General features: G+C 57.3%; 19 protein-coding genes. 6 read left to right on the forward strand and 13 right to left on the reverse strand.

Features of this window, described 5'->3' with window-relative positions:
- Nucleotides 1-120 precede the first annotated feature (120 nt).
- Both GQR90_RS13355 and gap read right to left on the reverse strand, forming a co-directional pair.
- Nucleotides 121-525: a hypothetical protein gene (locus tag GQR90_RS13355; protein WP_158774536.1), complete on the reverse strand. Its 405-nt coding sequence runs from the start codon at nt 523-525 to the stop codon at nt 121-123.
- 652 nt (nt 526-1,177) lie between these two features.
- A complete protein-coding gene (gene gap, locus GQR90_RS13360) occupies nt 1,178-2,182 on the reverse strand; it encodes a type I glyceraldehyde-3-phosphate dehydrogenase (protein WP_158774537.1) in 1,005 nt (334 codons plus the stop codon).
- Between the two features lie 356 nt (nt 2,183-2,538).
- Here gap and edd point away from each other — a divergent pair, with 356 nt between their 5' ends.
- The 5 genes from edd (at nt 2,539) to GQR90_RS13385 (ending at nt 9,238) form a co-directional block, all read left to right on the forward strand.
- Nucleotides 2,539-4,395, forward strand: coding sequence for a phosphogluconate dehydratase (gene edd, locus GQR90_RS13365; RefSeq protein WP_158774538.1), 1,857 nt, complete (start codon nt 2,539-2,541; stop codon nt 4,393-4,395).
- Nucleotides 4,396-4,408: 13 nt separating this feature from the next.
- Nucleotides 4,409-5,425, forward strand: coding sequence for a glucokinase (glk, locus tag GQR90_RS13370; protein ID WP_158774539.1), 1,017 nt, complete (start codon nt 4,409-4,411; stop codon nt 5,423-5,425).
- A 44-nt stretch (nt 5,426-5,469) separates the two neighbouring features.
- Entirely contained in the window at nt 5,470-6,348 is an 879-nt protein-coding gene (locus tag GQR90_RS13375) for a D-hexose-6-phosphate mutarotase (protein ID WP_158774540.1), read from the forward strand.
- 203 nt (nt 6,349-6,551) lie between these two features.
- Complete coding sequence (gene pgi / locus GQR90_RS13380) at nt 6,552-8,255, forward strand: glucose-6-phosphate isomerase (protein ID WP_158774541.1); 1,704 nt, start codon at nt 6,552-6,554, stop codon at nt 8,253-8,255.
- Complete coding sequence (locus GQR90_RS13385) at nt 8,255-9,238, forward strand: carbohydrate kinase family protein (protein WP_158774542.1); 984 nt, start codon at nt 8,255-8,257, stop codon at nt 9,236-9,238. Before pgi ends, GQR90_RS13385 begins: the two co-directional genes overlap by 1 nt.
- Before the next feature lie 233 nt (nt 9,239-9,471).
- Here GQR90_RS13385 and GQR90_RS13390 read toward each other — a convergent pair whose 3' ends face one another.
- The 10 genes from GQR90_RS13390 to GQR90_RS13435 all read right to left on the reverse strand — a co-directional run bounded on the left by GQR90_RS13390 (nt 9,472) and on the right by GQR90_RS13435 (nt 22,077).
- Nucleotides 9,472-10,542 carry a porin gene (locus tag GQR90_RS13390; RefSeq protein WP_158774543.1) on the reverse strand — a complete coding sequence of 357 codons (1,071 nt, stop codon included), beginning with the start codon at nt 10,540-10,542 and terminating at the stop codon, nt 9,472-9,474.
- Nucleotides 10,543-11,208: 666 nt separating this feature from the next.
- A complete protein-coding gene (locus tag GQR90_RS13395; protein ID WP_158774544.1) occupies nt 11,209-12,594 on the reverse strand; it encodes a TRAP transporter large permease in 1,386 nt (461 codons plus the stop codon).
- On the reverse strand, nt 12,591-13,163 hold the full coding sequence (locus GQR90_RS13400; RefSeq protein WP_199269431.1) for a TRAP transporter small permease: 573 nt from the start codon (nt 13,161-13,163) through the stop codon (nt 12,591-12,593). The genes GQR90_RS13395 and GQR90_RS13400 overlap by 4 nt, the downstream gene beginning before the upstream one ends.
- A gap of 180 nt (nt 13,164-13,343) precedes the next feature.
- Nucleotides 13,344-14,333 (reverse strand): TRAP transporter substrate-binding protein, encoded by a 990-nt coding sequence (locus tag GQR90_RS13405; RefSeq protein ID WP_158774545.1) that lies wholly within the window; start codon nt 14,331-14,333, stop codon nt 13,344-13,346.
- A gap of 426 nt (nt 14,334-14,759) precedes the next feature.
- Nucleotides 14,760-15,788, reverse strand: a complete 1,029-nt coding sequence (locus GQR90_RS17655) for a ProQ/FINO family protein (protein WP_233266542.1) — start codon at nt 15,786-15,788, stop codon at nt 14,760-14,762.
- A gap of 104 nt (nt 15,789-15,892) precedes the next feature.
- Nucleotides 15,893-16,444 (reverse strand): dihydrofolate reductase, encoded by a 552-nt coding sequence (locus GQR90_RS13415; RefSeq protein ID WP_158774546.1) that lies wholly within the window; start codon nt 16,442-16,444, stop codon nt 15,893-15,895.
- The gene (locus tag GQR90_RS13420; RefSeq protein WP_158774547.1) at nt 16,441-17,235 is read right to left on the reverse strand and encodes a thymidylate synthase; all 795 of its coding nucleotides are present in this window, start codon (nt 17,233-17,235) and stop codon (nt 16,441-16,443) included. The genes GQR90_RS13415 and GQR90_RS13420 overlap by 4 nt, the downstream gene beginning before the upstream one ends.
- Nucleotides 17,236-17,419: 184 nt before the next feature.
- The gene (gene lgt, locus GQR90_RS13425) at nt 17,420-18,223 is read right to left on the reverse strand and encodes a prolipoprotein diacylglyceryl transferase (protein ID WP_158774548.1); all 804 of its coding nucleotides are present in this window, start codon (nt 18,221-18,223) and stop codon (nt 17,420-17,422) included.
- Nucleotides 18,224-18,349: 126 nt separating this feature from the next.
- On the reverse strand, nt 18,350-19,132 hold the full coding sequence (locus tag GQR90_RS13430; RefSeq protein WP_158774549.1) for a sulfite exporter TauE/SafE family protein: 783 nt from the start codon (nt 19,130-19,132) through the stop codon (nt 18,350-18,352).
- Nucleotides 19,133-19,257: 125 nt separating this feature from the next.
- Nucleotides 19,258-22,077: a response regulator gene (locus GQR90_RS13435; protein WP_158774550.1), complete on the reverse strand. Its 2,820-nt coding sequence runs from the start codon at nt 22,075-22,077 to the stop codon at nt 19,258-19,260.
- 235 nt (nt 22,078-22,312) lie between these two features.
- On the opposite strand from GQR90_RS13435, the gene GQR90_RS13440 reads away from it, so the two are divergent.
- Entirely contained in the window at nt 22,313-23,203 is an 891-nt protein-coding gene (locus tag GQR90_RS13440) for an NRDE family protein (RefSeq protein WP_158774551.1), read from the forward strand.
- A 77-nt stretch (nt 23,204-23,280) separates the two neighbouring features.
- Here GQR90_RS13440 and ptsP read toward each other — a convergent pair whose 3' ends face one another.
- Nucleotides 23,281-25,578 carry a phosphoenolpyruvate--protein phosphotransferase gene (gene ptsP, locus GQR90_RS13445; RefSeq protein WP_158774552.1) on the reverse strand — a complete coding sequence of 766 codons (2,298 nt, stop codon included), beginning with the start codon at nt 25,576-25,578 and terminating at the stop codon, nt 23,281-23,283.
- Nucleotides 25,579-25,700 lie beyond the last annotated feature (122 nt).

The following is a 25,700-nucleotide window of genomic DNA, read 5'->3' on the forward strand; positions in this document are numbered from 1 at the left end:
AAGAAACAACACAAACGCGAAAGCCCGGAGCAATGCTCCGGGCTTTCGCGTTTGTGTTGTTTTCAGCCTTGGACATCAAGCTGGTGGCACGACTCAAATAGCGTGGATAGCCATCGCGATTCATCCCTGCGCAGAGCGCGGAATAATGTCGTCTGTCGCCGTAGAGGAATGACTACCTTGCTGAGCAGAATGTCGCTCATCACCTGAGGATACCTTCCGACGAGAGTCACTTCGCACCGGAGTCTTCTCACGAGACTGCTTTTCACGCGAAGTACTCGCGCCCTCATCAGAATGACGTTGTTGTTGCGACACTCCCAGGCGAGTCCGTAGGTGTTCCATCAGCGCTCGGAAGTCATCAGGCTCCATCGCAATTCGCTCAGCAGCAGCACTTTCCTGCCATAAAACATAGATGGCCGGCTGCTCACGTCCAAGATCCATGCCCACCACTTTCCCCTGACGTTGAGTACGCGGGTCTCGCAGTGTGGCACCGATCAGTTCATGTGCTTCACGGATGGCATCGTGCATCTGAGACAGCCTGCTATGGAAGTCGAAGATCTGCCGGTTAACAAGTGGCAGCGCGGCAATACCTTCCCTGCATTGCACGCAAGATGTAAAACTCACAGGCCAATACCACCTACCTGCATGAATCGACACTCATCGCAAAAAACTCACTCATTCTTGAGTACGTCAGCGTGTCAAGGCCAAAGTGTAACACACTAGGCAAGATTCGCTACTCGACGCACATTGATTTCGACGAAGCCAGCATGATGGTGATTGTTAACAACATTTTAGCGCACGTTATGTCACATGACATTCAAACCTGTCGCCATCTCCTGAATTCACGTCGCATATAAACCACTCCATTGATGCTGACAGCCGACATGAGTGATCAGGTAAGTGGCGATAACGACATCTGCCTTGGCGCTGTGTAGAGACGAAAAAAAACCTCCCCGCAAGGGGAGGTTCAAAGAGTGGATGACGCGATGTCATTCCGAGCAGCATCGATAGCCGGTCTTGGCGCCAACCCTGACCGACCGCCGATTTAAAGGGGACGAGTGACTTTGCCTTGTCCGTGGAGCCTATGCGCGACGCGAGAATCCTCGGGCCACTCGTCCTCACCTGTTGAGAGCACCGCCTCAGAGGCGACGCCCTTCTGATTCATGGTGCGTGTTCAGTCTTAGCTAGCAGCTTGCATGGCAAGCGCAGTGTCGAGCATGCGGTTGGAGAAGCCCCACTCGTTGTCATACCAGGCCATGACCTTGACTAGGCGATCATTGCTGACGCGCGTGTGATTGCTGTCAAAGGTCGAGGAATGCGCATCGTGGTTGAAATCGATGGATACCAACGGCAGCGAGTTGACGGCCAGCACGCTGGAACCTTCGGCAGCACGGGCAACGATCGCGTTGATCTCTTCGACAGTGGTGTCGCGAGACGCAGTGAAGGTCAAATCAACCAGTGACACGTTGATGACCGGCACGCGGATCGCCAGACCGTCCAGCTTGCCATTCAGCTCTGGCAGCACCAGGCCAACGGCAGCTGCAGCGCCCGTCTTGGTCGGGATCATGGAATGGGTAGCGCTACGCGCGCGGTACGGATCGGAGTGGTAAACATCCGACAGGTTCTGATCGTTGGTATAGGCGTGGATGGTCGTCATCAAACCATTCTCGATACCCACTTCTGCATTCAATGCCTTGGCAACCGGCGCGAGGCAATTGGTGGTGCAAGAAGCGTTGGACACGACCTGATGCTCAGCCGTCAGCACATCTTCGTTGACGCCGAAAACGATAGTCGCATCAGCGTCGCCACTCGGTGCAGAGATCAGCACACGCTTGGCACCCGCCTCGATATGCTGGGCAGCAGCAGCACGCTTGGTGAACAGGCCAGTACATTCCATGACCAGATCAATGTTCAAACTCGCCCATGGCAGCTTGGAGGGGTCACGCTCAGCCAGGATGCGGATCTTGTCGTCGCCAACAAACAGATTTTCTTCATCGAAAGACACTGTTTCAGCGAAACGACCATGCACGGTGTCGCGGCTCAACAGATGAGCGTTGAGCTCCGGGGCGCCCAAGTCATTGATGGCAACCACCTGGATACGATCATTGTATTTACCTTCATACAGCGCACGCAGTACGTTGCGACCGATGCGACCAAAACCATTGATGGCGACGCGTAATGTCATGACTCAACTCCTGTGGCGTATGGCTCGTGCAGGACAGCACTTACTACCGGAATGATAGGTAAGCAAATGCATCTTATGAAAGTATCCTACACGCTTTTGCCATAATTTGGCCGAAAGTCGTCCAGTCTTCAAGCAGTTTTTTTGCTAAATTACCGAATATTCCGAACAAATGCATTTTTCGGGGCCCATGAAGCGATAATGTAGCCTGTACCCGATAAGGTAGCAGCACCAAGAGACTTTACACTGCTTCTACCACTGGATAGCGTCGCTCAGAGTGAGTACGCCTACAGCACGGAAAATGCCTGTTTATTCGCAAGCCTCGGCGCCCTGCGCCGCCTGATCAATGAGGTAAGAGCATGTCAGTCAACCCGACCGTCGAGCGCGTGACCCAGCGCATCATTGAACGCTCCAGCGAGCGCCGTGCCGCCTACGAGCAGTTGATGGAAGCGCAGCAGCGACGCGGCGTGCACCGCTCAGAACTGTCTTGCGGCAATTTGGCGCACGGCTTTGCAGCCTGCGGCGAGACCGACAAGAATCGCCTCAAGCTGATGAACTCAGCCAATCTGGGTATCATTTCAGCCTATAACGACATGTTGTCGGCACATCAACCTTTCGAGGACTATCCGCGCATCATCAAGGAAGCGGTACAGGCCATGGGCTCTACCGCGCAGTTTGCCGGCGGTGTCCCAGCAATGTGTGACGGCGTGACCCAAGGTCAGCCGGGCATGGAGCTATCGCTATTCTCCCGTGACCTGATTGCCATGGCTGCCGCTGTCGGCCTGTCTCACAACATGTTTGATGGTGCGCTATTCCTTGGCGTTTGCGACAAGATCGTGCCGGGTCTGTTCATTGCGGCGGCACGCTTTGGCCATCTGCCCAGCCTCTTCGTACCTGCTGGCCCGATGCCTTCTGGCCTTCCCAATAACGAGAAGGCACGTGTTCGCCAGCTGTTCGCTGAAGGCAAGGTAGATCGCGATGCGCTGCTTGAAGCCGAATCTGCCTCTTACCATAGCGCGGGCACATGTACCTTCTATGGCACTGCCAACTCCAACCAGCTGATGGTAGAGCTGATGGGTCTGCATCTGCCGGGTGCCTCCTTCGTGAATCCGGGCACTCCACTTCGCGAAGCACTGACGCGTCATGCTGCCGAGCAAACCATTCGCAATAGCGAAGTCGGCGGCGACTACCGCCCCTTCTATCGCCAGATTGATGCACGCGCCATCGTCAACGCCATGGTCGGCCTGCTGGCCTCCGGCGGCTCTACCAACCATACGCTGCATCTGGTCGCGATGGCCGGTGCTGCCGGCGTCACCATCACCTGGGATGATTTCACCGAGCTGTCTGCCGTGATTCCGAGTCTGACGCGCATCTATCCGAACGGTCAGGCTGATATCAATCACTTCCAGGCAGCAGGCGGCATGAGCTTCCTGATTCGCGAACTCCTGAACGCTGGCATGTTGCACGACATCACGACTCAGGCTGGTGGCACTCTTGCCGACTACGCCCAGGAACCTTTCCTTGAGAATGGCAAGCTGGTCTGGAAAGACGGCCCGACGGACAGCCTGGATGAAGACGTTCTCCGCCCTGTCGCCAATCCGTTCGCGCCCACCGGTGGCCTGACCGTATTGGCTGGCAACCTGGGTCGCGGTGTCATCAAGGTATCCGCCGTCAAGGCAGAGCATCGTATTGTCGAAGCCCCGGTGCGCCTGTTCAGTGATCAGGACGAAATGAAAGCAGCCTTCGAAGCCGGCGAGCTGGAACAGGACATGGTCGTCGTCGTGCGCTATCAAGGGCCGCGTGCCAATGGCATGCCGGAATTGCACAAGCTGACGCCGTATCTGGGCATTCTGCAAGATCGTGGCTACAAGGTGGCATTGGTCACCGATGGCCGCATGTCGGGTGCGTCTGGCAAGGTACCGGCAGCCATCCACATGACGCCGGAAGCCCTTGATGGCGGCCCGTTGGCCCGCCTGCGTGAAGGTGACCTCGTGCGCCTGGATGCCAATGCCGGCACGCTTGAAGCGTTGGTCAGCGAGAGCGAGTGGGACAGCCGTGATGCCGAGCACGTCAGCCGTGATACCTATCACCACGGTTTGGGTCGCGAATTGTTCTCCGGCATGCGCTCTCTGGTCGGTGGCGCAGAAGAAGGTGCCTCCAGCTTCGCTGGCTACGGCGATCTGCCGGGCAGTGGTCACGACCGCGACACGCACTGAAGGCACCCGACCAATGATTACTGAGTCGCCATCTCGCGTTGCTCTGGTCGGTGATATCGGTGGTACCAATGCCCGGCTGGCACTTGTCCAGTCGGGCAGCCACACACTGCATGAGATCCAGACGCTTGCCTGTGCCGATCATGTCGGTCTGGTGGATGCCATCCAGACCTATTATCAATCACTAGGCCTCACGCTAGAGAACCAACCGACGCAAGCGTGTCTCGCCTTCGCCTGCCCAGTGCACGATGAGCACGTGAAAATGACCAATAATCACTGGGAGTTCGACAAGTCTGACGTGCGCACCGCACTCAGACTTGAGCACTTCAAGTGTATTAACGATTTCACGGCCATGGCGCTGGGCGTACCGCACATTTCCACCAGCGAACGCATTGCTATCGGCGCTGAAGTGACTACAGGCACTGGGAATGACGCCTCCCCACGCCTGGTGATTGGCCCCGGTACCGGGCTAGGCGTCGCGGGATTGGTTCGTGGTGCCCATAATTGGATTCCGCTGGCAACGGAAGGCGGGCATGTCGGCTTCGCACCGACCGATGATATCGAGGATGGCCTGCTCACCATCTTCCGCCGCTGGCACGGCCGCGTCTCGGTCGAACGCCTACTATGTGGCCAAGGAATGCTCGAGATCTATCAAGCACTCGGTGAGCTGCGTGGTCTACCGACACCACTGAAGAGCGCCGCTGGTGTCAGCCAGGCAGCACATGCCCAACACCATCAAGGCCAGCCGGATGACCCACTGGCCTTCGATGCGGTACTGCGCTTCATGAAGATTCTTGGCAACGTGGCGGGTGATGCCGCGCTGACATTAGGCGCGCGCGGCGGTGTCTATCTGTGTGGTGGCGTGCTGCCTCGCAACCTTGATCTGCTGACTCAGAGTGATTTCCGGCGTGCCTTCACCGACAAGAACCGCATGAGTCGTTACAATGCCGCGATACCCACCTGGGTGGTAACCGCGCCGTGGACCGGTCTGCTGGGCGCTGCCGAGGCACTGCACAATGAAGAGGTGGCGTGATGCACTGTCATCCGCCGCCTCCTGAACCGTCGAGGTAGTCCGAGATGATTCCCGAAAGCTTGCGCGCATTGGTCGATGCCACCGCTGACCAACGCAATGTCGAGTGGCAAGGCCGTACCCTGCTCATCATCAATCAGTCCTGGGGCGAACTGGTCGTCTGCCACCAAGGGGCTCAGGTGCTGCACTATCAGCCGACCGGCGATTCACCGTGGCTATGGGTCACCGCAACGCCTGCTGCATTGCCGGGCAGCATTCGCGGTGGCATCCCATTGTGCTGGCCATGGTTTGCCGATGAATACCCCGAAGGTGAAACCGAACTGCACGGCCCGGCACGCAAGGCTGGCTGGCGTATCGATGCCGTCGACGAAGGTGAGGAAAGCGTCGAAGTGCACGCTTCCCCCGACACCTCTTTGCATGCCGCGCTCACGCCACGCGTCGTCATCTTTGCCGGTCGGCAGTTCCTCAAGGTCGAACTGATCACCGAAAACCGCGGTGAAGTGCCGATCAAGATGACAGCCGCCCTGCACAGCTACTTTGCCGTGCCAGATGCCTTCAAGTGCCGTGTGACCGGCCTCGCCGGCGCCAGCTATCTGGACAAGCGCCAGGACTTCTCACGCTTCGATCAACAGGGTGAGCTGGGAATACGTGGCCCGCTCGATCGCATCTATCAGTCCAGCAAGATCCAGGTACTGGAAGACGGTCAGCGCCGATTGCGTATCGCCAAACAGGGCTCCGATTCCACCGTGGTCTGGCATCCGGGCGATGCACCACCGGCAGATACCAGCGTCGAAGATGCCCGTGGCTTCCTGTGTGTCGAAACTGCCTGTACGCGCCTTGACCCGGTCTGGCTACCACCGGGTGCACAGCACCTGCTGGTTCAGCATATTTCACCGCTGATGGATGATGAGACAGGTAACGACTGACAATCACCTGCCATGCTTACCACTTCCGCATGGCAGGTATTCTTGCTGACAGGTCAATTGGCTGCTCATTGACTGAATCGTGTCATTCATTTTCGACACGCAAGCCAGATAGCGTTGACGTGAGACAGGAGTGCGCTGTCTGGCACCGGAATGCTGCTTACGCCAACGTTTGATCTCCAACAACCAACACGATGGACACACCCATGCTGCAATTGACTCGTAGTGTTTCCTGGCAGGCTCTGACCCAGCTGGGTGAGGTGACCCGCAATGACCGTATCCGCGACTATTTCTCCGCGGACCCCAAGCGCTTCGAAAAGATGAGCTTGCGTGTCGGTGGTCTATTTCTCGACTACTCAAAGCACCATATTTCTGACGAAGTACTCACGGCATTGATAGAACTGGCAGACCACTCTGCCCTCGTGCAGCGGCGCGCCCAGATGTTCTCTGGCGATATCATCAACGTGACCGAGAATCGTCCGGTGCTGCACACAGCGCTACGCAGTCAGGACAACACGCCGGTGATCGTCGATGGCAAGGACGTGATGCCGGAGATCCAGAAGACGCGCGAGCAGATTCGCGCCTTCTCTGAAGCCGTGCGCAGTGGCGAGTGGAAAGGCTATGACGGACAACGCATTCGTGACGTGGTCAACATCGGCATTGGTGGTTCAGATCTTGGCCCCAACATGGCGTGCCGCGCCTTGCTGAAGCATCGTCATCCGGAGATAAACTTCCACTTCGTCTCCAATGTCGACGGCAACCATATCCAGAAAGTGCTCAAGCGCCTGGATCCGGCGACCACGCTGTTCATCGTCTCCACCAAGACCTTCTCCACCCAGGAAACCCTGCTGAACGCCAAGACGGCGCGTCGCTGGTTCCTGGAGCACGCAGGCCAGGATGCCGATGTGGGTGCCCACTTCGTGGCCGCCTCGACCAATCGCAAGGCTGCCAAGGAATTCGGCATCCGCGAAGAGAACGTCTTCGAATTCTGGGCCTGGGTCGGCGGTCGCTACTCCATGTGGTCATCCATCGGCCTGCCAATCGCGCTGTCCATCGGCTACGAAGGCTTCATGGACCTGCTCGAGGGTGCCTACGAGATGGACCAGCACTTCATCCATGCTCCGATGGAAAGCAACATGCCGGTCCTGATGGCCCTGATCGGCATCTGGTACATCAACTTCATGGGCGCTGAAACCCAGGCTGTCGTGCCTTACGATCAGGCGCTGCACCAGCTGCCCGCCTTCCTTCAGCAGCTGGACATGGAATCCAATGGCAAGTCGGTGGATATCTTCGGCCGCCCGGTCGACTACAAGACTGGCCCGATCGTATGGGGCGAGACAGGCTCCAACGGCCAGCACGCCTTCTTCCAGCTGCTGCACCAGGGCACGCGCTATGTCCCGATCGACTTCATTGCCTCTCTGAAGCCGGAGCCGGGGACTGAAGAACATCACTTCGCGCTGATCACCAACATGCTCGCGCAGGCGAATGCCTTCATGGAAGGCAGCCAGGACGGCAGCAATCTTGATCCACACTACAGCTGCCCGGGCAATCGTCCGTCGAGCACCTTGCTGCTGGACGAGCTGACGCCGCGCAATCTTGGCGCGCTGATCGCACTCTATGAGCACAAGGTCTTCGTGCAGGGCGTGATCTGGAACATCAACTCCTTTGATCAGTGGGGCGTGCAGCTCGGCAAGCGTATCGCGGGCGAGATCAGCGCACGCATCGATACCGACGTGCAGGCCTTCGATCCGTCCACCCAGGGACTCCTGGCGCTGGTACGCGAATATTTCCCGGCTGGCAGCGAGACTTCCAAGCCTGATACTGTCTCCACGACAGGCGATGATGTCGCCAAGAATCGCAAGGGCGCGAAAGCCGCCACTTCCTCCAATACCAAGGGAGCCACCTCCTGATGACCCCTGTAATCGCGTTTGGTGAAGCGCTGGTCGACATGCTGTCCAACAAGCTTGGCAATGTGTCTGTCGAGCAGGAAACCTTCACTCCGTACGCGGGTGGTGCACCGGCCAATGTCGCCGTTGCCTGCGCACGTCTCGGCTTGCCCAGCCACTTCGTCGGCATGCTTGGCTGCGATAGCTTTGGCGACTTCCTGCATGAAGAGCTGAGTGCCCATGGCGTACGTCTGGACCATGTAAAACGGACAAGCGAAGCGCGTACCGCCCTCGCCTTCGTCTCACGTGATGACGAGGGAGAGCGCCAGTTTGATTTCTATCGTCCGCCGGCGGCTGACTTGCTGTTCCGTCCGGAGCACGCCGGCCCTGAACTCTTCGCCACTGCGGCCATCTTCCACCTGTGCAGCAACAGCCTGACGGAAAGCGCCATTGCGGATACCAGCTTCGTACTGGCTTCTCGCGCACGCGCTGCGGGCTCACTGGTCAGTGTCGATGCCAACCTCCGACACAACCTGTGGCCAAACCAGCAGATTGATGTAGCACTAGTCACCCGCTTGCTCGATAACGCCGATATCCTGAAGCTGTCACAGGAAGAAGTGGATGCGCTGACTCAAGGGCAAGAAGAGTCAGCATGGCTGCAGGCGCGTCTGACAGCCGGTGTGCGTCTTATCGTGCTGACAGATGGCCCTGGCACCATTCGTGCCTTGGTGCGCGGACAGAGTGATGAAGCACGGACCATCAGTGTCACTCCGCCTATCGTCAAGGCAGTGGACACGACAGCCGGAGGCGACGCCTTCATCGGCGGCTTTCTCTCCGCCATCAGTGAGGCAGGCATCAATGCAGCACAGCTGGCAGACTGGTGTGAAGATGAAAGCAACCTGCAGGGCGCACTAGCACGCGCTGCAGCGTGTGGCGCCTTTGCCGTCACACGCCCGGGTGCCTATTCTGCATTGCCGACACGAGAAGATCTGATCACTCTCATCTAATCGTGCCGCTGCACCATGTAAAATGGCCGTGACAAAAAAGCCTCGATGATCGAAAGATCATCGAGGCTTTTTTTGATCTTTTCCGCCTGCCAGACAACATAACATTGGCTTCATCCCGGCACGCGCCAGAAAAAATGACAGGAAGATCGCCTGTCGTCGAGAGAACGCGAGACATAAAAAAGCCGGCCCCGTGGGACCGGCTTTCATTAGCTTGCTAGACAGTGAAGCGTGTCTTAGAAACCGTAGTAGATGCCGACTGCAGCGCCGTCGCCATCGTCGCCATCACGATCATACTGGGCGTATTCAATGTAGGTGTACATCGCGGAAGAGATGTTGTAAGTCACACCCAGGTTGAATTCGTTGTACGAATGGTCGCTGCCATCGCCAGCGTCGGAATCAGCACTGATGTACTGGTATGCGTTGGATTCAGCATCAACATACTGGTAGGCGCCGTAGACATCGCCCATACCGTAGCCGTAGCGCGCGCCGATACCGTAGTAATCAACATCAGCATCTTCGTCATCTGCATCAAAGCGTTCAGCTTTGACAGAGATACGCAGCGCATCAACGGTGTACTGAGCATTCAAGCCGTACTGCTCACCGATATCACCAGTAGAGCCTGTGCCTTCAGCTGTTCCATCGAACTGACCAAGGTCGTCATACACGGCAGCGATGGAGAAAGCACCGACAGTGTACTTACCACCGGCGAAGAAGGACGCCTGATTGGAATCAGTGACGTTCTCACTTTCAGCATCACCTTCAAAGTTTGTACCAACAGCGAACTGCATGCCGCTCATGACCGGAGACATGTACTGCAGTTTGTTGCCTTCGCGAGTCTGGCTGGATCCATCACCCTTCAGGATCTGACCGCTTGAATCAGACAGGTCGAAGTATTCGTTGTTGGACAGCGGATCCTGGACCCAGTCATCAACCAACTGATCCCAAGAACCGATACGTGCGTCACCGAAGGAACCCTTGGCGCCGAGGTAAGTCTGGTCGCCGTCATTAACGCCGCCATTGCTACCTTTGGATTCGTCAGCGTTGAATTCGAACTCAGCCTTGAAGTAACCAACGATGTCGTCGTTGATCTTGTGCTCACCTTTGACACCCAAGGTAGAACCGTTATCGGTCAGCTCGCCATCAGCGTCTCCACCCAGAGAATCGGTGTAGGCGTAAACCAGCTGGAGGTTACCGTACAGGTCAAGCTTGGTGCCGTCCTGATTATAGACGGTAGCAGCAGATGCAGAAGTAGAAGCCAGAGCAACAGCGCCGGCGATGGCAGTAGCCAGAAGTGTCTTTTTCATCGCGATAATTCCTTAACTAGCGTTAACTGTTCGATCGTGTCTGCCGGTGGCAGTGGCCGGGGTTCCGGGCGCTTGATGACGCCTCTAAAACCCGGTGGCCTTGTTATTATCCAATGCTCGCAGGGAAACCATATACCGGGCTTTCAGGATGTGCAACAGAAAAAAACACTGTTTTCGATCACTTGTCCTGAACCTATACGCCGGTCGAATGTCTGGCGTGCCTACACTCTAGTGCTTGAGAATGAAGGATTCATGACAACCACGGCTTTTCTCAAGGGTTCTCGATACATCGCTCACGACTGACGATTAGCGTGCGGCATTCAATGACGAATTTTTTCATTCACTACAAAAGTAGTACGCCATATCGCGATAAATGCATCACCTCATGAGACACACATCATGAAACGCACCCGCCCCCTACCCCTCGTTATTCATCACTTTTGTTATTCAAGAGTCTGAATACGCCAATTGATCTCCTTCCGAGATACTCTCGACTCATCTCAATGCCACGCAAGAGGTGTGGGCCATGATGCCAGCAAGGAGGTGCCAAAAAAGAAATACCCCGGCCACTGCATTACGTGGCTGGGGAAAGTACTTGATGATAATGAATGAGTTACCACATGGGCCGAGAAAAATCTCCTCGTCTGCTTTCCTCTGAATGACTCATTAACCACTCAACAAGTTAGGCAGGAACAGCGAAATGGACGGCACATAGGTAATCAGCACCAGGAACAGCAACAACAGCGATAGCCACGGCAGCGCCGCCCGGATGACCCATGTCATCGGTTTGCCAGTAATGCCCGCCGTGACAAAGAGATTGAGCCCCACTGGGGGTGTCAGCATGCCGATCTCCATGTTGACGACCATGATGATACCCAGGTGGATCGGGTCGATACCCAGTTGCATGGCAATCGGGAACAGAATGGGCGCCATGATCAACAGGATAGCGGAGGGTTCCATGAAGTTGCCTGCCGCCAGCAATAACAGGTTCATGACAATCAGGAAGCCCCACGCTGGCAGCCCCCAGCCAATGATGGTCTCGGCGATGGTGTGCGGAATGCGCTCAGTCGTCAGCACGTGAGCAAACAGCATGGCATTGGCGATGATGAACAGCAGCATCATCGAAACTCGCGCGCCATCCAACACGACCTTGTTGACCTCCTTGTCCGTAAACGAGCCAATCAGCCCTGCCGGTACCTGCCAGAGTGCGCGTAATCCCGCCACACCCCAAGCCTCCCCCCCTCTGCGCCATGGCACGTCTTTCAATGGCCCCATGTCACGATATCCGACCACCGCAATGAACCAGGCGTAGACTGTTGCCACCGCGGCAGCTTCTGTCGGGCTTGCTACACCACCATAGATCGAGCCCAGCACGATCACGATCAACATCAAGCCGCCCAGCGCCACGACACCTGAGCGAGCCAGCGCACGGAAACCGGGGAATGGCTGTGATGGCAGCTTCTTGATACGTGCCGCAATATAGATAGCCACCATCAAAATACCGCCCATCAGCAATCCCGGAATCAGGCCCGCCATGAACATCTTGGCCGCAGAGACTTCCGTGGCGGCCGAGTACACCAGCATGACGATGGAAGGCGGAATCAGGATGCCAAGTGTGCCGGCATTGGTGATCACCCCAGCGGCGAATGACTCGCTATAGCCTTGACGCACCATGCCCGCGATGACGATGGAGCCGATGGCCGCCACCGTCGCGGGAGACGAGCCGGAGACGGCCGCGAACAGCATGCATGCCAGCACTGACGCCATCGCCAGCCCACCGCTTACATGCCCAATCGCATCAGTGGCGAAGGTAATCAGGCGACGTGCGACACCACCGGTCGAGAGAAAGGTACTGGAGAGTATGAAGAAGGGAATCGCCAACAGGGTGTAATGATGCGACAGCGCTTCAAACAGCTTTATGGCCACTGACCCTAGTGAGTCACTCGAGAACAGCAGGATAGTCGTGACGCTAGAGAAGCCCAGTGCAAAGGCAATCGGCATGCCGAGAAAAATGCCGCCAAACAGCAGCGCAAACAATGTGGCTATGGTCATCGCGGGATTCCTTGATCACTGTCAGCCCTGTCTTGATCAACAGCACCCTCCGTCTGAACCAGGTGCATGCTGTCTTCGCCTTCATCATGGAAACCAAAGCCGCTAGCCTCACCACGAATCACCTTCCAGCCCAATACCGCGAAACGTAGCATCAGCAGTAACAGTGCGATCGGTAAAATAATCAGGGCATACCACTTGGGCACCGGAATATCGTCGAGCTCGATACCGATCAACTGCATCAGAGAAATATATTCATAACTGCCCACCAACAGCATCACGCAGTACGCCATGCACACGACCAGGGCGATCAACGTCGTAATGCGTTGCCATAGCATCGGCATCATCTTGACCACGACATCCACACCGATATGCGCGCCCTGCTTGACGCCCCACGAGACACCGACCAACACGAACCAGCCCGCGAGATACAGCGTGGCTTCCTGCGACCAGCTGATGCCGGTATTGAAGACGAAGCGCAATACCACTTCGACAAAGACCAGCAGCACCATCGCTACCAGCAGCAGCGAGAACAGTATCTCTTCTGCCTTGTGAAGCCATCTTAGGATCATGGCAATGTCCTCGTGTCGCCCTGCTCTCTCGATCATGCATCAGGAGAATGGCGCCACTTCATATGTAGGTGCAGATAGAGAGGTGTCGACAAGACAAGGCAACGCTGTCTATCTGTCAGATACGATTACCCCACCTGAAAAGTGCCTTTGCATCGGCATCTGTCAGATGGGGCAAACGGATTACTGGTTCGCAGCTTCGGCAGCATCAACGATGTTCTGACCGATGTCGTCGGCAAACTCACCCCATACCGGCTTCATGGCATCTACCCACTGCTGACGCTGAGCAGCGTCGAGCATGACAATTTCACTTTGGCCCGAAGCGATGATGGCCTGCTTGGCCTCTTCATTCTTGGCTTCAGACAGCTCGTTGCCATAGACGATGGCTTCATCAAGCGCAGATTTGACCTCGCCACGCACATCATCTGGCAAGCCTTCCCAGAAGCGGGCAGAGGAGACCACCATGTAGTCCAGCACACCGTGATTGGACTCGGTGATGTACGGCTGCACCTCAAAGAACTTCTGTGAATAGATATTGGAGTACGTGTTCTCCTGACCATCAATGGCACGGGTCTGCAGCAGAATGAAAACTTCCGAGAACGGTTTTTTCAGCGAGATAGCATCAATGGCTTCAAACTGCGCCTCGAGCACATCAGAGGTCATGATGCGGAATTTCTTGCCACTGGCATCTTCCGGCACCGTAAGCGGCGAAGAAGCGGACAACTGCTTCATGCCGTTATGCAAATAACCCAGGCCGACCAGCCCTTTTGATTCGAGCGATGTCAGCAGCGACTGACCTATCTCGCTTGCCTGGAAGCTTTCCACGGCCGCCATGTCCTTGAACAGGAAGGGCAGATCAAAGACCTGCAGCTGATCAGTGTATTTCTGGAATTTGGACAGTGACGGCGCGGCCAGCTGAACATCGCCTAGCAGCATCGCCTCCAGCACCTTGTCATCGCCATACAACTGAGAGCTGGGATATAGCTCGACATCTACCTTGTCGCCGAGTCGCTCTTCTACCAGCTGCTGGAATTTCTTGGCCATCTGGCCCTTCGGCGTATTCTCCGCCACCACATGCGAAAACTTGATGGTGATCGGATCAGCCATGACAGTGGTCGAGGCGAATAGAATGGCAGCGCTTAATGCGGTTAGCGCTGGCTTGAAAAGGCGCATGGCAGTTCCTCTTGTGTCTCGGATATTGTTGGTCTTGTGGTTATCCCGTCTGCGTATTGCACTCCCTCATCGTTCATCCCCGTCATCCTGAGCGAAGGGCAAGAGAACTTGGCAGACATGATGCGCGAGCATGGATACCCCAGAGCAATGCGAGCAACAGGCCACTTACACTCCATTCTTGATATTTCTGTTGCTAATCAATCTCTTGAAGATAAAACACTGACTCTCTGCTCTCACGCTAGCGCTGTCTGGATCATCGCACTGTGCGGTTTTCCGCCCATCAACGACAAAGCCCCTGTGCGGAAATCCGCACAGGGGCTTTGCTCACTCCAACAAACCGGCGCCTGCACACGAGGCTTGATCACGAGAAAAGTCAATGCCAGGCAGCTTGGCCCGTGATTGATATCGCGATCAGTACTGCGTGCACTACGGCCGGTTCTTGGCCATCAGTTCACTGAGCTTATGACTGATTCGCTGATCGGCCGCTTGCTCTTCACGCGCCTTCTGCTGACGGGTGAGTTCATCCAACTGCTGGCGCGCATGCAGTGCTTCATCTTCTGTCACCGCCCCAACGGATTGACCTTCCAGATCCACCCGCTGAGTACCCGCGCGCACTGCCTTGAGGTAGCGTGGCAGATGCACGTAACCCGCCAACGCTCGACGTACCAACTTGTCATCCCACTGCTCGTTTTCCAGCAGTTCGATATGGATGCCAATCTTCAGCGGGCGAGTATGTCCCTTGAAGAAGGTGTCCGGATAACGTCGATACCACTGCTTGAGAAGCGCCTGAGGTGACGGCTGCGTGCTGGTGGTCGGAGCGTCAGAAGACTGTGCAGTGGAAGGCTGAGCAATAGAAGGCGACGAGTCCACGACCGATGCTGAGTCTTCTACTGCATGGGCAATTTCATTGGCCTCGACCACTTCGCACGGCATCTCATCAGACATTGGCATCGGTGCCGCTTCAACCATCCGCGACGCTAGCAATGAGGCAGGCACCTGGTCTGCCGCCAGCTGTTCAGTGGCAGCTTCAGCATCCGCCTGCGAACACCGGTCACTTTCAGCCTGCGCATGAAGGCTCGCGGCTTGTGCAGCATGCTGCGCTGCCTGAAGCGCATCACGTAGTTGCTCGCCGAGCTCTTTCAGCTCAGCGTCACGTGCCAACAAGGACTCATGCAGCCCACTTAGCTGAGATTGCTGCTGTTGCAATTGCTGACGCGCACCTGACAGCTGCTCGCTCAGCGACGCACGCTCGCTGCGCAGTGCAGCAAGTTCAGCAAGTTCAGCATCAGCCTCTCCCGCCAATGAAGCCTGTTGCTCCAGACGCGTCAGCGACTCACGCAGATGTGCGTTTTCCAACTCCAGTGCCGCACGGGCCTGGCGATCACCGTCACGTTGCTGTCGCTGTGTGTCGGCTTCATTTTCAAGCGCAGAATACAGCGCTTCGAGGCGATCCATCGTCAAGGCCTGAGCCTCCCTTGCACGCTGTGAGCAGTTCCGTTTGGCACCAGTCTGTGTCAGCACTCGCTGACTGTAAAGCGCCCGCAAAGCAACCGCTGCTGTTAGACGTCGCTACGCTCGTAGCGCACGAAGTCGTAGGCCGGCATTCCTTCGCCACTCTCACCCGGTACGCGCTGCGCTTCTTGCCAATGTGCGTCGAGTGCCGGGAAGTGAGCATCGCCTTCAATCTCGACAGCCACTTCGGTGAGATAGAGCCGCGTCGCGACCGGCAGTGCCTGTGCATAAATCTGGCCACCACCGATGACCATGATCTCGTCAACACCTTCAATCATGGCGTGACGATCAGCCATGTTGAGAGCCGCTGCCAGATCGTGACAGACCCGCACACCGTCATGCGCGAAGTCTGTATCACGCGTCACGATAATATTGAGGCGATTGGGTAACGGTCGACCGATGGAGGCAAAGGTCTTGCGCCCCATGATGATGGGCTTGCCCTGGGTCACATACTTGAAGAACTTGAGATCTTCCGGCAGATACCACGGCAGTTGATTCCCGACACCGATTACGCGATTGACCGACATGGCCGCAATCATCGCCACCGGAACGACAGTATCGGCTTCTGCTCCAAGCGGTGCGAACGCTGAATTGCTCATACGGCCACCTTTGCCTTGATATGCGGATGGGATTCATAGCCCTCGATGGCAATGTCATCGAAGGTGAAATCAAACAGATCTGTCACGTCAGGATTCAGCACCAGTTGCGGCAAGGCCAGCGTTTGACGACTGAGCTGCTCACGCGCCTGCTCCAGATGATTGCTGTAAAGGTGCGCATCGCCAAGCGTATGAATGAATTCGCCCGGCTTCAGGCCACACACCTGCGCGACCATCTGGGTCAACAGTGCGTAGCTTGCAATGTTGAACGGCACACCCAGGAAGATGTCAGCGCTGCGTTGATACAGCTGGCAGGATAGTCGTCCGTCTGCCACATAGAACTGGAACAGTGCATGACACGGCGGCAAGGCCATTTCATCGACCAACGCCGGATTCCAGGCAGACACCATCATGCGGCGTGAATCGGGATTGGTCTTGATCTGTTCGATGACATTGGTGATCTGATCGACACTGCCGCCTTGCGGGTTCGGCCAGCTGCGCCACTGATAACCATAGACCGGCCCGAGATCGCCATTCTCATCGGCCCACTCATCCCAGATGCGCACACCATTTTCCTTGAGGTAGGCAATATTGGTATCACCCTTCAAGAACCACAACAGCTCGTGGATGATTGAACGCAGATGCAGCTTCTTGGTCGTCACCAGCGGAAAGCCTTCCGCCAGGTCAAAGCGCATCTGGTGGCCGAAGACACTCAGGGTGCCGGTACCGGTGCGATCGCCCTTTTGAGTACCGTTTTCCAGCACATGGCGCATCAGGTCTAGATAGGGTTGCATGGTATCGGGTCCGTACGGCGTAACAGGCTTGCGCTGCAAATAGCACAGGCCTTCATGAATTCGGATTTATTTGCTCAGCGATATTTTCAGCCGCCAGATACGCAAAGACGCAGCCATTGGGCCGCGTCTTTGCGTATCTGGCGATGGAATTCTACACCACCGAATCGCCTTTTTCTTCATCCATTCACGAAGCGCCTATCACCGGCGGCTGCGCCACTTGCTGACCACGTGACCACGCCATCAGGAACAGGCCGAACAGCACCATCGGTAGCGACAGCAGCTGGCCCATGGTCAGCCAGTCGAAAGCGATGAAACCGAGCTGTGAATCCGGCTGACGGAAGAATTCGGTGATGAAACGGAAGCAGCCGTAGAACAACAGGAACAGACCAGAGATCAGCCCTTTCTGACGTGGCTCACGCGAGGCAAACCACAGAATGGTGAACAATGCGACGCCTTCCAGCGCAAACTGGTAGAGCTGAGACGGATGACGCGGTTCTGGCCCGTACAGCGGATATACCATGCCCCAAGACACATCGGTGATACGTCCCGGTAGCTCCTGATTGATGAAGTTACCCAATCGCCCGGCGCCGAGGCCAATCGGTACCATCGGTGCAATGAAATCGGTGAGCTGGAAGAACGTCAGCTGATGACGACGGGCGAACAGCAACATGGCGATGAGCACACCCAACAGGCCGCCGTGGAAGCTCATGCCGCCATCCCAGACCTTGAAGATCCATACCGGGTCCGCCAGCAGCTTGTCAAAGCCATAAAAGACGGCGTAGCCAAGACGTCCGCCCAGCACCACACCGAGGGCACCAAAGAAGATCAGGTCGCCTACCGCATCCTGACTCAGGCCAACCCGTCCACGGCGCGCACGCGCTAGCCCCCAGGCAGCCGCAAAGCCGATCACGTACATCAAGCCGTACCAATGAATCTTGAAAGGCCCGAGCGCCAGCGCCACGGGGTCAATCTGAGGATATTGCAACATGTTGAAACCTTGAATGAGGAAGTCGGGCAACGCTGAATATGGCAGCGAGCCACTTGCGGCCAGCTTAGCAGCCAGAGCGTAACAGTCAGAGCATGAACGCCACCTGCCAACGGCAGCGTCAGACGATCAACCGAACAAGAAACGCAGTCCGACAACGACCAGAATCAGCGCAAACATGCGCCGGAGCAGTGATGCAGGTAGCGCATGCGCCAGCCGCGCACCGACGCGCGCAAAGGGCACCGAGACCAGCACAATTCCGATCCATGCCCCCCAATGAACATAGCCTAGCGTGTGCTCAGGCAAGCCCGGGGCATTCCAACCCACCACGATATTGGTCAGTGCTGCCAATAGCGCGATCGGAAAACCCGCAGCCGACGCCGTGCCTACTGCTTCGGTCATCCGCGCTTGCCAGCTGGTCAGCATGGGTATCATCACCGTGCCACCACCAATGCCAAACAACGCAGACACCACACCAACCGTGCTGCCACCCACAAACTGGCCGATCCGCCCGGGCGCTTGCGCCATCTGGCCGATGCGCAGATTCAACCCCATCTTGAGCGCGACCAGCAGCACAAAGCCTCCAAACAGCAGCTTGAGCATTTCACCGCTCAGCACGCTGGCCAGTAGCACACCCAATCCCGTGCCAACCAGCAACCCTGGCAGCAGCTGCTTGAGCCAGTCCATGCGCACGGCACCGCGCGCATTATGCGCGCGCGCCGATGACAGAGATGTCACCACAATGGTGGCAAGCGACGTGCCGATAGCCAAGTGCATCAATACGTCAGGTGCCACGCCCTGCAATACAAAGGCCGCCGCCAGCACTGGCACAATGATCAACCCACCACCAATACCAAACAGTCCGGCAATCAAGCCTGCCACTGCTCCCAGCAAGGGATACCACCACCACATATTCAGTTCCTTGTGTTCGTCATATCACTGCCAATGCTTCTGGATGTGGCGTTTTCAGACCGCTCGCGCGACGTGACACTCGGCGACTCATCAGATTAACGACTTGCGCTTTACCGAGTGACGACTTACTGCATGTCTTCACTCGGAGGAACCTCACTACCAGGCGTTGTCAATGCGGCAGGCGGCGTCAACACTACCTCCGGCAGCCACATGCGTACCTTATCAATCAGCGCCTGAGGACGATAAGGCTTACCCAGATAGTCATCCAACCCTGCGGCAAAGAAACGCTCGCGGTCTGTCTCACTGGCATTGGCGGTCAGTGCAATGATGACACTGCGACGATCACTGCCGACCGCTGCTTCCTGCTCCCGCCAGCACTGCGTGGCACTGACACCATCCATGCCGGGCATGAAGATATCCATGAACACCAATGCATAGAAATGCTGCGTACGCGCGGCCAGTGCCTCCTCACCATTACTGGCGGTATCCACCACAAGACCCTGACGGCCCAGCACGGTGCGCGCAAGCATGGCATTCACCGGCCCATCATCGACCACCAATATGCGTATTTCAGTGGGTTTGCCCGGCCAGGTCAGTGGCAGCAGAATCTCCAGCGCCTCTTCTTCACCCAGACGGATCTGACGGTAACTGCCACCGAGCTCATCGATGAGGCGTCGTGCCATGAGGAGACAGGAAGGTGCCTTTCGCCCGATATCGAGTCCACAATGCGCACGAAGTTCCAGCCTCAGGCAGCATTGTGTCGCTTGATCCGTCTGTTCCGACGACGATAGATCAAGGGATTGCTCGGAGACAAGCGCGACATGTGGCTGCTCAACCACCTCAACCAGCAGGCGATGATGGCTGGCATTCTCACGACGACAACCATCTTCCGCCAGGTGCTCGAAGAGCTGTGCCATACGCCGCACATCGCCTTTGAGAGTCTCCGGCAACGGTCCCAGCTGCCATTCAAACGGCGAGCCATCATCGTGATAGCGTTGCTGCATGTCATCCAGCAATGCGCTAAATGTCACCGTCGGAGAGAAAGCATTCTCCTCCAGTGGCGTACGCACCACCTCGTCGCGCTCAGTCAGGGCATCCAGCAGCTGCGCTACGCTATCCAGACGCCCTTGCAACAGGCTCAGCTCAGCATCTTCGAGTTGACGCTCGCGGCGTAACTGGCCGATCTTGCGTACCAATCCTTGCAGCGGCGGGGTCAGCTCCGCATGCAGCATGTCGAGGTAATCACTTTTGAGTCGTGCCTCTTCACGAGCACGATCACGCGCTACCAATAGTTGTTGGCTGGCCTGATCATGCTCCGACTCATCAATCATGACCCCTAGCACCTGGGCAGGGTCATTATTGAAGCGACACAGCTCCAGGCGAATACGCCGCATGCGGCCTTCGGCATCATGTACGCGCAGCTCGCGACTATTGGGCACATTGGGATTGGGCTCCAGCATCAGAAGACTGCCTACCGAACGGCCCAATGCTTCATGCAGCACCAGCCCGAACATCTTTTCAAACGCCGGGTTCGCCATGGCCAACAGACCATGGCGCATCACGAAGGCAGGCAGTGGCAAGGCATCCAGCTCATGACCACGCCCACGGCGCAGCAGCGCCACCGCTGCACGATGACGCCGCAAGATGTCATCTGCAGGGTTCCACTGACGCCTTAACACCGGATACTCCTCCATGATTTCGCCACGCTCGAGGCGCTCATTCTGTCTGGCCAGCCACTCCAGTGGCTGCCCAAGGCGCTGGTCCAGTCGACGCAGACGCCATTGCAGAATCAACATGCTGACCGCGAACACCAGTAGCAAGGCGCCGAAACTCCCCATCAGCAAAGCCGCCAATGGCATTTCGCTCGGCACGTCGAGTCGTGTCTTGGCAATCAAACGCCAGCCATTGATCGATAACGTATCCCACACCACTACCTGCCCACCGTGAGTCCCCATCAAGCTCGCGCCACGCAATCCGGAATCCAGCTCTCGTGCAAGCTCGGCAGGCAAATACCGAGGCTGACCATCGCTGGTATTCGTACTCGCCGCCCATACTTCGAGCCCGTCACCAACCAGCCAATAGGATTCCGACCGCCCATGCCCAGGCAGGACTAATCGTGATTCCATCTGCGGTAGTGCCAGATCGAGCCCCACACGGGCTTTTTCACCACTATTCAGCGTGACTTCTACCAGCGCCGTGACCTGCGTCAGCCCTGCCGGCCCGGCGTGCGGTGGAAGCCAGACCACACTAGGGGCGCCTTTGTCAGAGCTTTGAGATAACTGGCGCACCGTAGCGGGCAGTACACCGGTATAGGGCATGTGCTTCGCCCCCGGCGCAAAGGCATCCAGTACATTGAACCAGGGGTACAGCATGACCATGCTGTTATCGAGACTGACAAACAGTCGCGAGATCAAGGGATCTGATGAGTAGAGGTCAGACAGCAGCCACTGCATCTGCATCAATCGCTGTCCGGCCTCACGATCGCTATCGGTCAGGGCACCATGGAATTCACCATAAAGCGCAGCGCCGCCTCGGGTAATCGGGCGAAACAGCTGACCCTGTTCAGTCAAGGCGAACTGACTCAAGGGGCCATCATCGGTGCCTTCACCGAAATCGAGATGACGTCGGGTATAGCGCGCGAGAACCTGAAGCCTGCGTTGCTGAGTCTCAAGGCGCTCGCTGACCAACGCGGTGGCTAATGCATGCTGCTGACGCAACCCGCTCAATGCCATATCAATGGCACTGTGCCGCGCGCTGTCCCAGATCACGATGGCACCGACCAGACAGCTAAGGGCTACTGCCAGCTCCGCCAACAATAGCGGACGAAGGGTCAGACGAATCATTCGCTGCCACATCTTCTCCAGCCCACTGCCAGAACGTCCGACATTGGTGCCGGATGACGGCACAACTGATGACTCGACAGGGGGAGTACGGCGCGAGAACATGATCTAAAAGCATCCTGTAGGTGAAGCCGTCGGTGTGGAGTCAATGATAGGACTGCAAAGCCTGCTACCCATCATTGTCAGGTCGCCGTGACCGACTCTCGATCCCAGCGGCTGGCAGGCGTGAGCCATCGAGCGAAAACAGCAGCATACGCAAGCGACTGGCAGGCGTCATGCGACGCGTACCCCGCCTGGCACGTTATTCATCCCTGATACCCTTTATCGCTGGAGTCGTGACATGTGCCTGATGGCGTTTGACTGGCAGCCCATGGTTGCACAAGGCGAGTGCCTGATCCTGATAGGTAATCGGGATGAATTTCATGCCCGCGCCACCACTGGCCTATGTCAGTGGCCGGACAATGCTCTCTGTGGTGGGCGTGATCTGGTGGCGGGGGGCGGTTGGCTGGTCATGCATCGTAGTGGTGCGCTGGCCACGCTAACCAATGTCCGGCAGCTAGACCGTCAATCACCGGCCGCAACCCTTAGTCGAGGACGACTGGTGACGGCGGCGGTACGGCAAGCGGTGCCTGGCACCCCCGACCTTGCACTGAAGGATTGGCTTGAAGCGCTGGTGGCGGGAAAGACCGTCTCAGCGGCGTTGCAAGCGGATAACGCGCAGCAGCGTACCCCCATGGCATTGGCTGAATTTGACTGGTGCAACCTGCTGGTCTGCGATGGCCAGTCACTCTGGCGACTGCATCACGGCCCGGAGGGCAGTCAGCTAACCTCTCTGCCGGCAGGCATCCATAGTCTGTCCAACGGACATCCTGATACCGAGTGGCCCAAGCAGCAACGGCTTAGCCAGCACTTGGCTGCACTAACGGCGCGCAAGGCATGCCTCAGTGATGAGGACTATCTGGATATCTTGAAGGACAAATGGCGGCCGCCTGTCGCGCGATTGCCGGCGACAGGCCTGAACTCTGCACGAGAAGCATTGCTCTCCAGCCCTTTTATCATCAGCCCGGAATATGGCACACGTGCCGCGACCCTGGTGCGCTGGCAACGCGATGGCACTCAGCAGACACTCACGCTTCACGAGCGCCGCTTCAGCCCAGAAGGTCACTGTGTTGCCAGTCGAAAAGGCATCTCGCGCCATGATGACGCGACACAGGGTTGGCAGCTGAGTTAAGGCACGAGGTATTTGGTCGCTGTACAGCCTCCCCAAATCACCAAACCATTCAGACAGCGCCGTTCAAACAGAGCCGTTCAAACAGAGCTCGCCGCACTCGGAACGACCGGTGCATGGTCACGCGGGGGCAGCAGGTGCGCCAGATCCCATGATTGCAGACGGTTCAACAACAGTGCGTGTACTTCACTCGCCGTCGGCTGACACAACACCTCACTGACCAGCCCTTGCGCTGCCGTCAGTGAGACACGTCGAATAGCCGCCCGTACGCGGGGCAAGCTAGGCGCATTCATCGACAGGCTTTCAAACCCCATGCCGAGCAACAACAACGCTCCCGCCGGATCACCGGCCAACTCACCGCAGACGCTGACCGGCACACCCAGGCGCAGGGAATCTTCAGCAAGACGCGCCAACGCCCTCAGCACCGCCGGATGGCAAGCATCATAGAGACTGGCCACGCGTGGGTTATTGCGATCAACCGCCAGCAGATATTGGGTCAGATCATTGGAACCCACCGAGAAGAAATCGACGCGCGTGGCCAATGCCTCCAGCTGATAAAGTGCTGCCGGCACCTCGATCATCACGCCAACGCTCGGCCGCGAGACATTGACGCCATCTTCTCCCAGCTCGATCAGAGCACGATTGATCAGCGCCAGCGTGGCATCTACCTCTTCTATCCCTGAAATCATCGGTAGCATGATACGTAAGTTGTCGAGACCTTCGGCGGCTCTCAGCATGGCCCTCAACTGCACCATCAACACTTCAGGGTGATCCAGCGTGACACGGATACCGCGCCAGCCAAGGAAGGGATTGGCCTCCTTGATCGGAAAGTACGGCAAATCCTTGTCACCGCCGATATCCAGCGTGCGCATGGTAACGGGCAGTGGTGAAAAACCGCTCAACTGTTCACGGTACAGGCGAGCCTGCTCCTGCTCACTGGGAAAGCGGTCGCTCATCATGAAGGGCACTTCGGTACGATAGAGACCCACCCCGCCGACTCGTGTCTTGAGCGAGGCCACGACATCAAGCGCAAGGCCAGTATTCACCATCAACGGCATGACATGGCCGTCAGGCGTCACGCTCGGCAAGTCCTGTTCCTGTTCCAGCAGCGCACTCAAGGCATGTTCCTCCTCGATCTGCCGTGAATAATGGGCGCTGAGCTCTGGCCCCGGGCGCACCACCAATCGACCACGGTGGCCATCAAGAATCACCGGCGCACCGCCGAGTCGCGATAGCGGAAGATCCACCATGCCCAGCACGGTGGGAATGCCCATCGCACGCGCCAATATGGCGACATGCGATGTGCTGGAGCCACTGACGGCGACCAGTCCCTTGAGACGCTCCCGCGGGACCTCGCCCAAGGTGGCTGGGCTGATCTCGTGCCCGATCAGAATCGTGTTCTCGGGGTACTCGATCGGGCCGCTTTCACCCTCTTCCTGAAGGTGTGACAACACGCGACGCCCAAGATCACGAATATCGGCGGCACGTTCACGTAAATAATCATCATCGACCCGCTCAAGATACTGAACATGCCGTCGCACGATATCGGCCAGTGCAGCGGGAGCCCACTGCCCTTCGCGAATACGCTTTTCCACTTCCTGCCCAAGCGCCGCGTCACCCAGCATCTGCTGGTAGACCTCGAACAACGCGTGCTCCTGAGTGGAAATTCGACTGGCGAGACGCTCCGCCGCGACGCGAATTTCCTCGCGCACCGCATTGATCGCCTCCTTGAGGCGCGCAATCTCGAAATCAATATCGGTAGGGATCAGATCAGGCACGGAATCAAGATCGGCCGGCGGCGACAACACGAACGCCTTGCCGATAACGACACCAGGAGCGCCCGCCACACCGGAGAAGATCGCCTGGCCACTGGTGCCCGCGAGCTTGCCTAGCGCTCCCGTAGCCAATGCATGTGCCAGTACGCCTGCTAGCTGCGCGCCCAATGTGACGAGGAAGGCTTCTTCACCCTCATCAAAACGGCGCTTTTCATGCTGTTGAACGACCAGCACACCCAGCACCCGCCGCTGATGAATGATAGGGACGCCGAGGAAGCTGGAGAAGCGTTCCTCGCCGGTTTCCTCGAAATAGCGAAACTGGGGATGTGCGGGAGCATCCTCGAGATTGAGGGGCTCCTCGCGTAGCGCCACCATGCCAACCAGCCCTTCACCGCGTGCCAGACTGACCTGCCCCACCGAGGAAGAACGCAGACCGATAGTGTCCTTGAGCACGAAGCGATCGGTCTCAGGAGCCAATAGATAGACGGAACAGACGTCTGTCTTCATGGCCTTGCGTATACGCAGCACCATCGTCGCTAACGCCGCGTCCAGAGAACGCGCACCATTGACCTCCTGAACAATACGACGCAGTACCTCGAGCATGGGAGTGCCCTTTACAAGTAATGAAGCCCGGGTTCAGCCGGGTGAGTGGCGGTCGTTGTCAGCGGCAGCGTCCGGCGCGCTGTCACATGGGCCTAGTGAATCACGTAGCTCAAGTGAAAATG

Origin of the sequence: Cobetia sp. L2A1 (genome assembly GCF_009796845.1) — a bacterium.
Lineage (GTDB): Bacteria > Pseudomonadota > Gammaproteobacteria > Pseudomonadales > Halomonadaceae > Cobetia.

Coding starts and splice junctions, on each gene's coding strand:
- GQR90_RS13355 (WP_158774536.1), bottom strand. CDS start 525: ATGCACGATGCCATCCGTGAAGCACATGAACTGATCGGTGCCACACTG.
- gap (WP_158774537.1), bottom strand. CDS start 2,182: ATGACATTACGCGTCGCCATCAATGGTTTTGGTCGCATCGGTCGCAAC.
- edd (WP_158774538.1), top strand. CDS start 2,539: ATGTCAGTCAACCCGACCGTCGAGCGCGTGACCCAGCGCATCATTGAA.
- glk (WP_158774539.1), top strand. CDS start 4,409: ATGATTACTGAGTCGCCATCTCGCGTTGCTCTGGTCGGTGATATCGGT.
- GQR90_RS13375 (WP_158774540.1), top strand. CDS start 5,470: ATGATTCCCGAAAGCTTGCGCGCATTGGTCGATGCCACCGCTGACCAA.
- pgi (WP_158774541.1), top strand. CDS start 6,552: ATGCTGCAATTGACTCGTAGTGTTTCCTGGCAGGCTCTGACCCAGCTG.
- GQR90_RS13385 (WP_158774542.1), top strand. CDS start 8,255: ATGACCCCTGTAATCGCGTTTGGTGAAGCGCTGGTCGACATGCTGTCC.
- GQR90_RS13390 (WP_158774543.1), bottom strand. CDS start 10,542: ATGAAAAAGACACTTCTGGCTACTGCCATCGCCGGCGCTGTTGCTCTG.
- GQR90_RS13395 (WP_158774544.1), bottom strand. CDS start 12,594: ATGACCATAGCCACATTGTTTGCGCTGCTGTTTGGCGGCATTTTTCTC.
- GQR90_RS13400 (WP_199269431.1), bottom strand. CDS start 13,163: ATGATCCTAAGATGGCTTCACAAGGCAGAAGAGATACTGTTCTCGCTG.
- GQR90_RS13405 (WP_158774545.1), bottom strand. CDS start 14,333: ATGCGCCTTTTCAAGCCAGCGCTAACCGCATTAAGCGCTGCCATTCTA.
- GQR90_RS17655 (WP_233266542.1), bottom strand. CDS start 15,788: ATGGATCGCCTCGAAGCGCTGTATTCTGCGCTTGAAAATGAAGCCGAC.
- GQR90_RS13415 (WP_158774546.1), bottom strand. CDS start 16,444: ATGAGCAATTCAGCGTTCGCACCGCTTGGAGCAGAAGCCGATACTGTC.
- GQR90_RS13420 (WP_158774547.1), bottom strand. CDS start 17,235: ATGCAACCCTATCTAGACCTGATGCGCCATGTGCTGGAAAACGGTACT.
- lgt (WP_158774548.1), bottom strand. CDS start 18,223: ATGTTGCAATATCCTCAGATTGACCCCGTGGCGCTGGCGCTCGGGCCT.
- GQR90_RS13430 (WP_158774549.1), bottom strand. CDS start 19,132: ATGTGGTGGTGGTATCCCTTGCTGGGAGCAGTGGCAGGCTTGATTGCC.
- GQR90_RS13435 (WP_158774550.1), bottom strand. CDS start 22,077: ATGTTCTCGCGCCGTACTCCCCCTGTCGAGTCATCAGTTGTGCCGTCA.
- GQR90_RS13440 (WP_158774551.1), top strand. CDS start 22,313: ATGTGCCTGATGGCGTTTGACTGGCAGCCCATGGTTGCACAAGGCGAG.
- ptsP (WP_158774552.1), bottom strand. CDS start 25,578: ATGCTCGAGGTACTGCGTCGTATTGTTCAGGAGGTCAATGGTGCGCGT.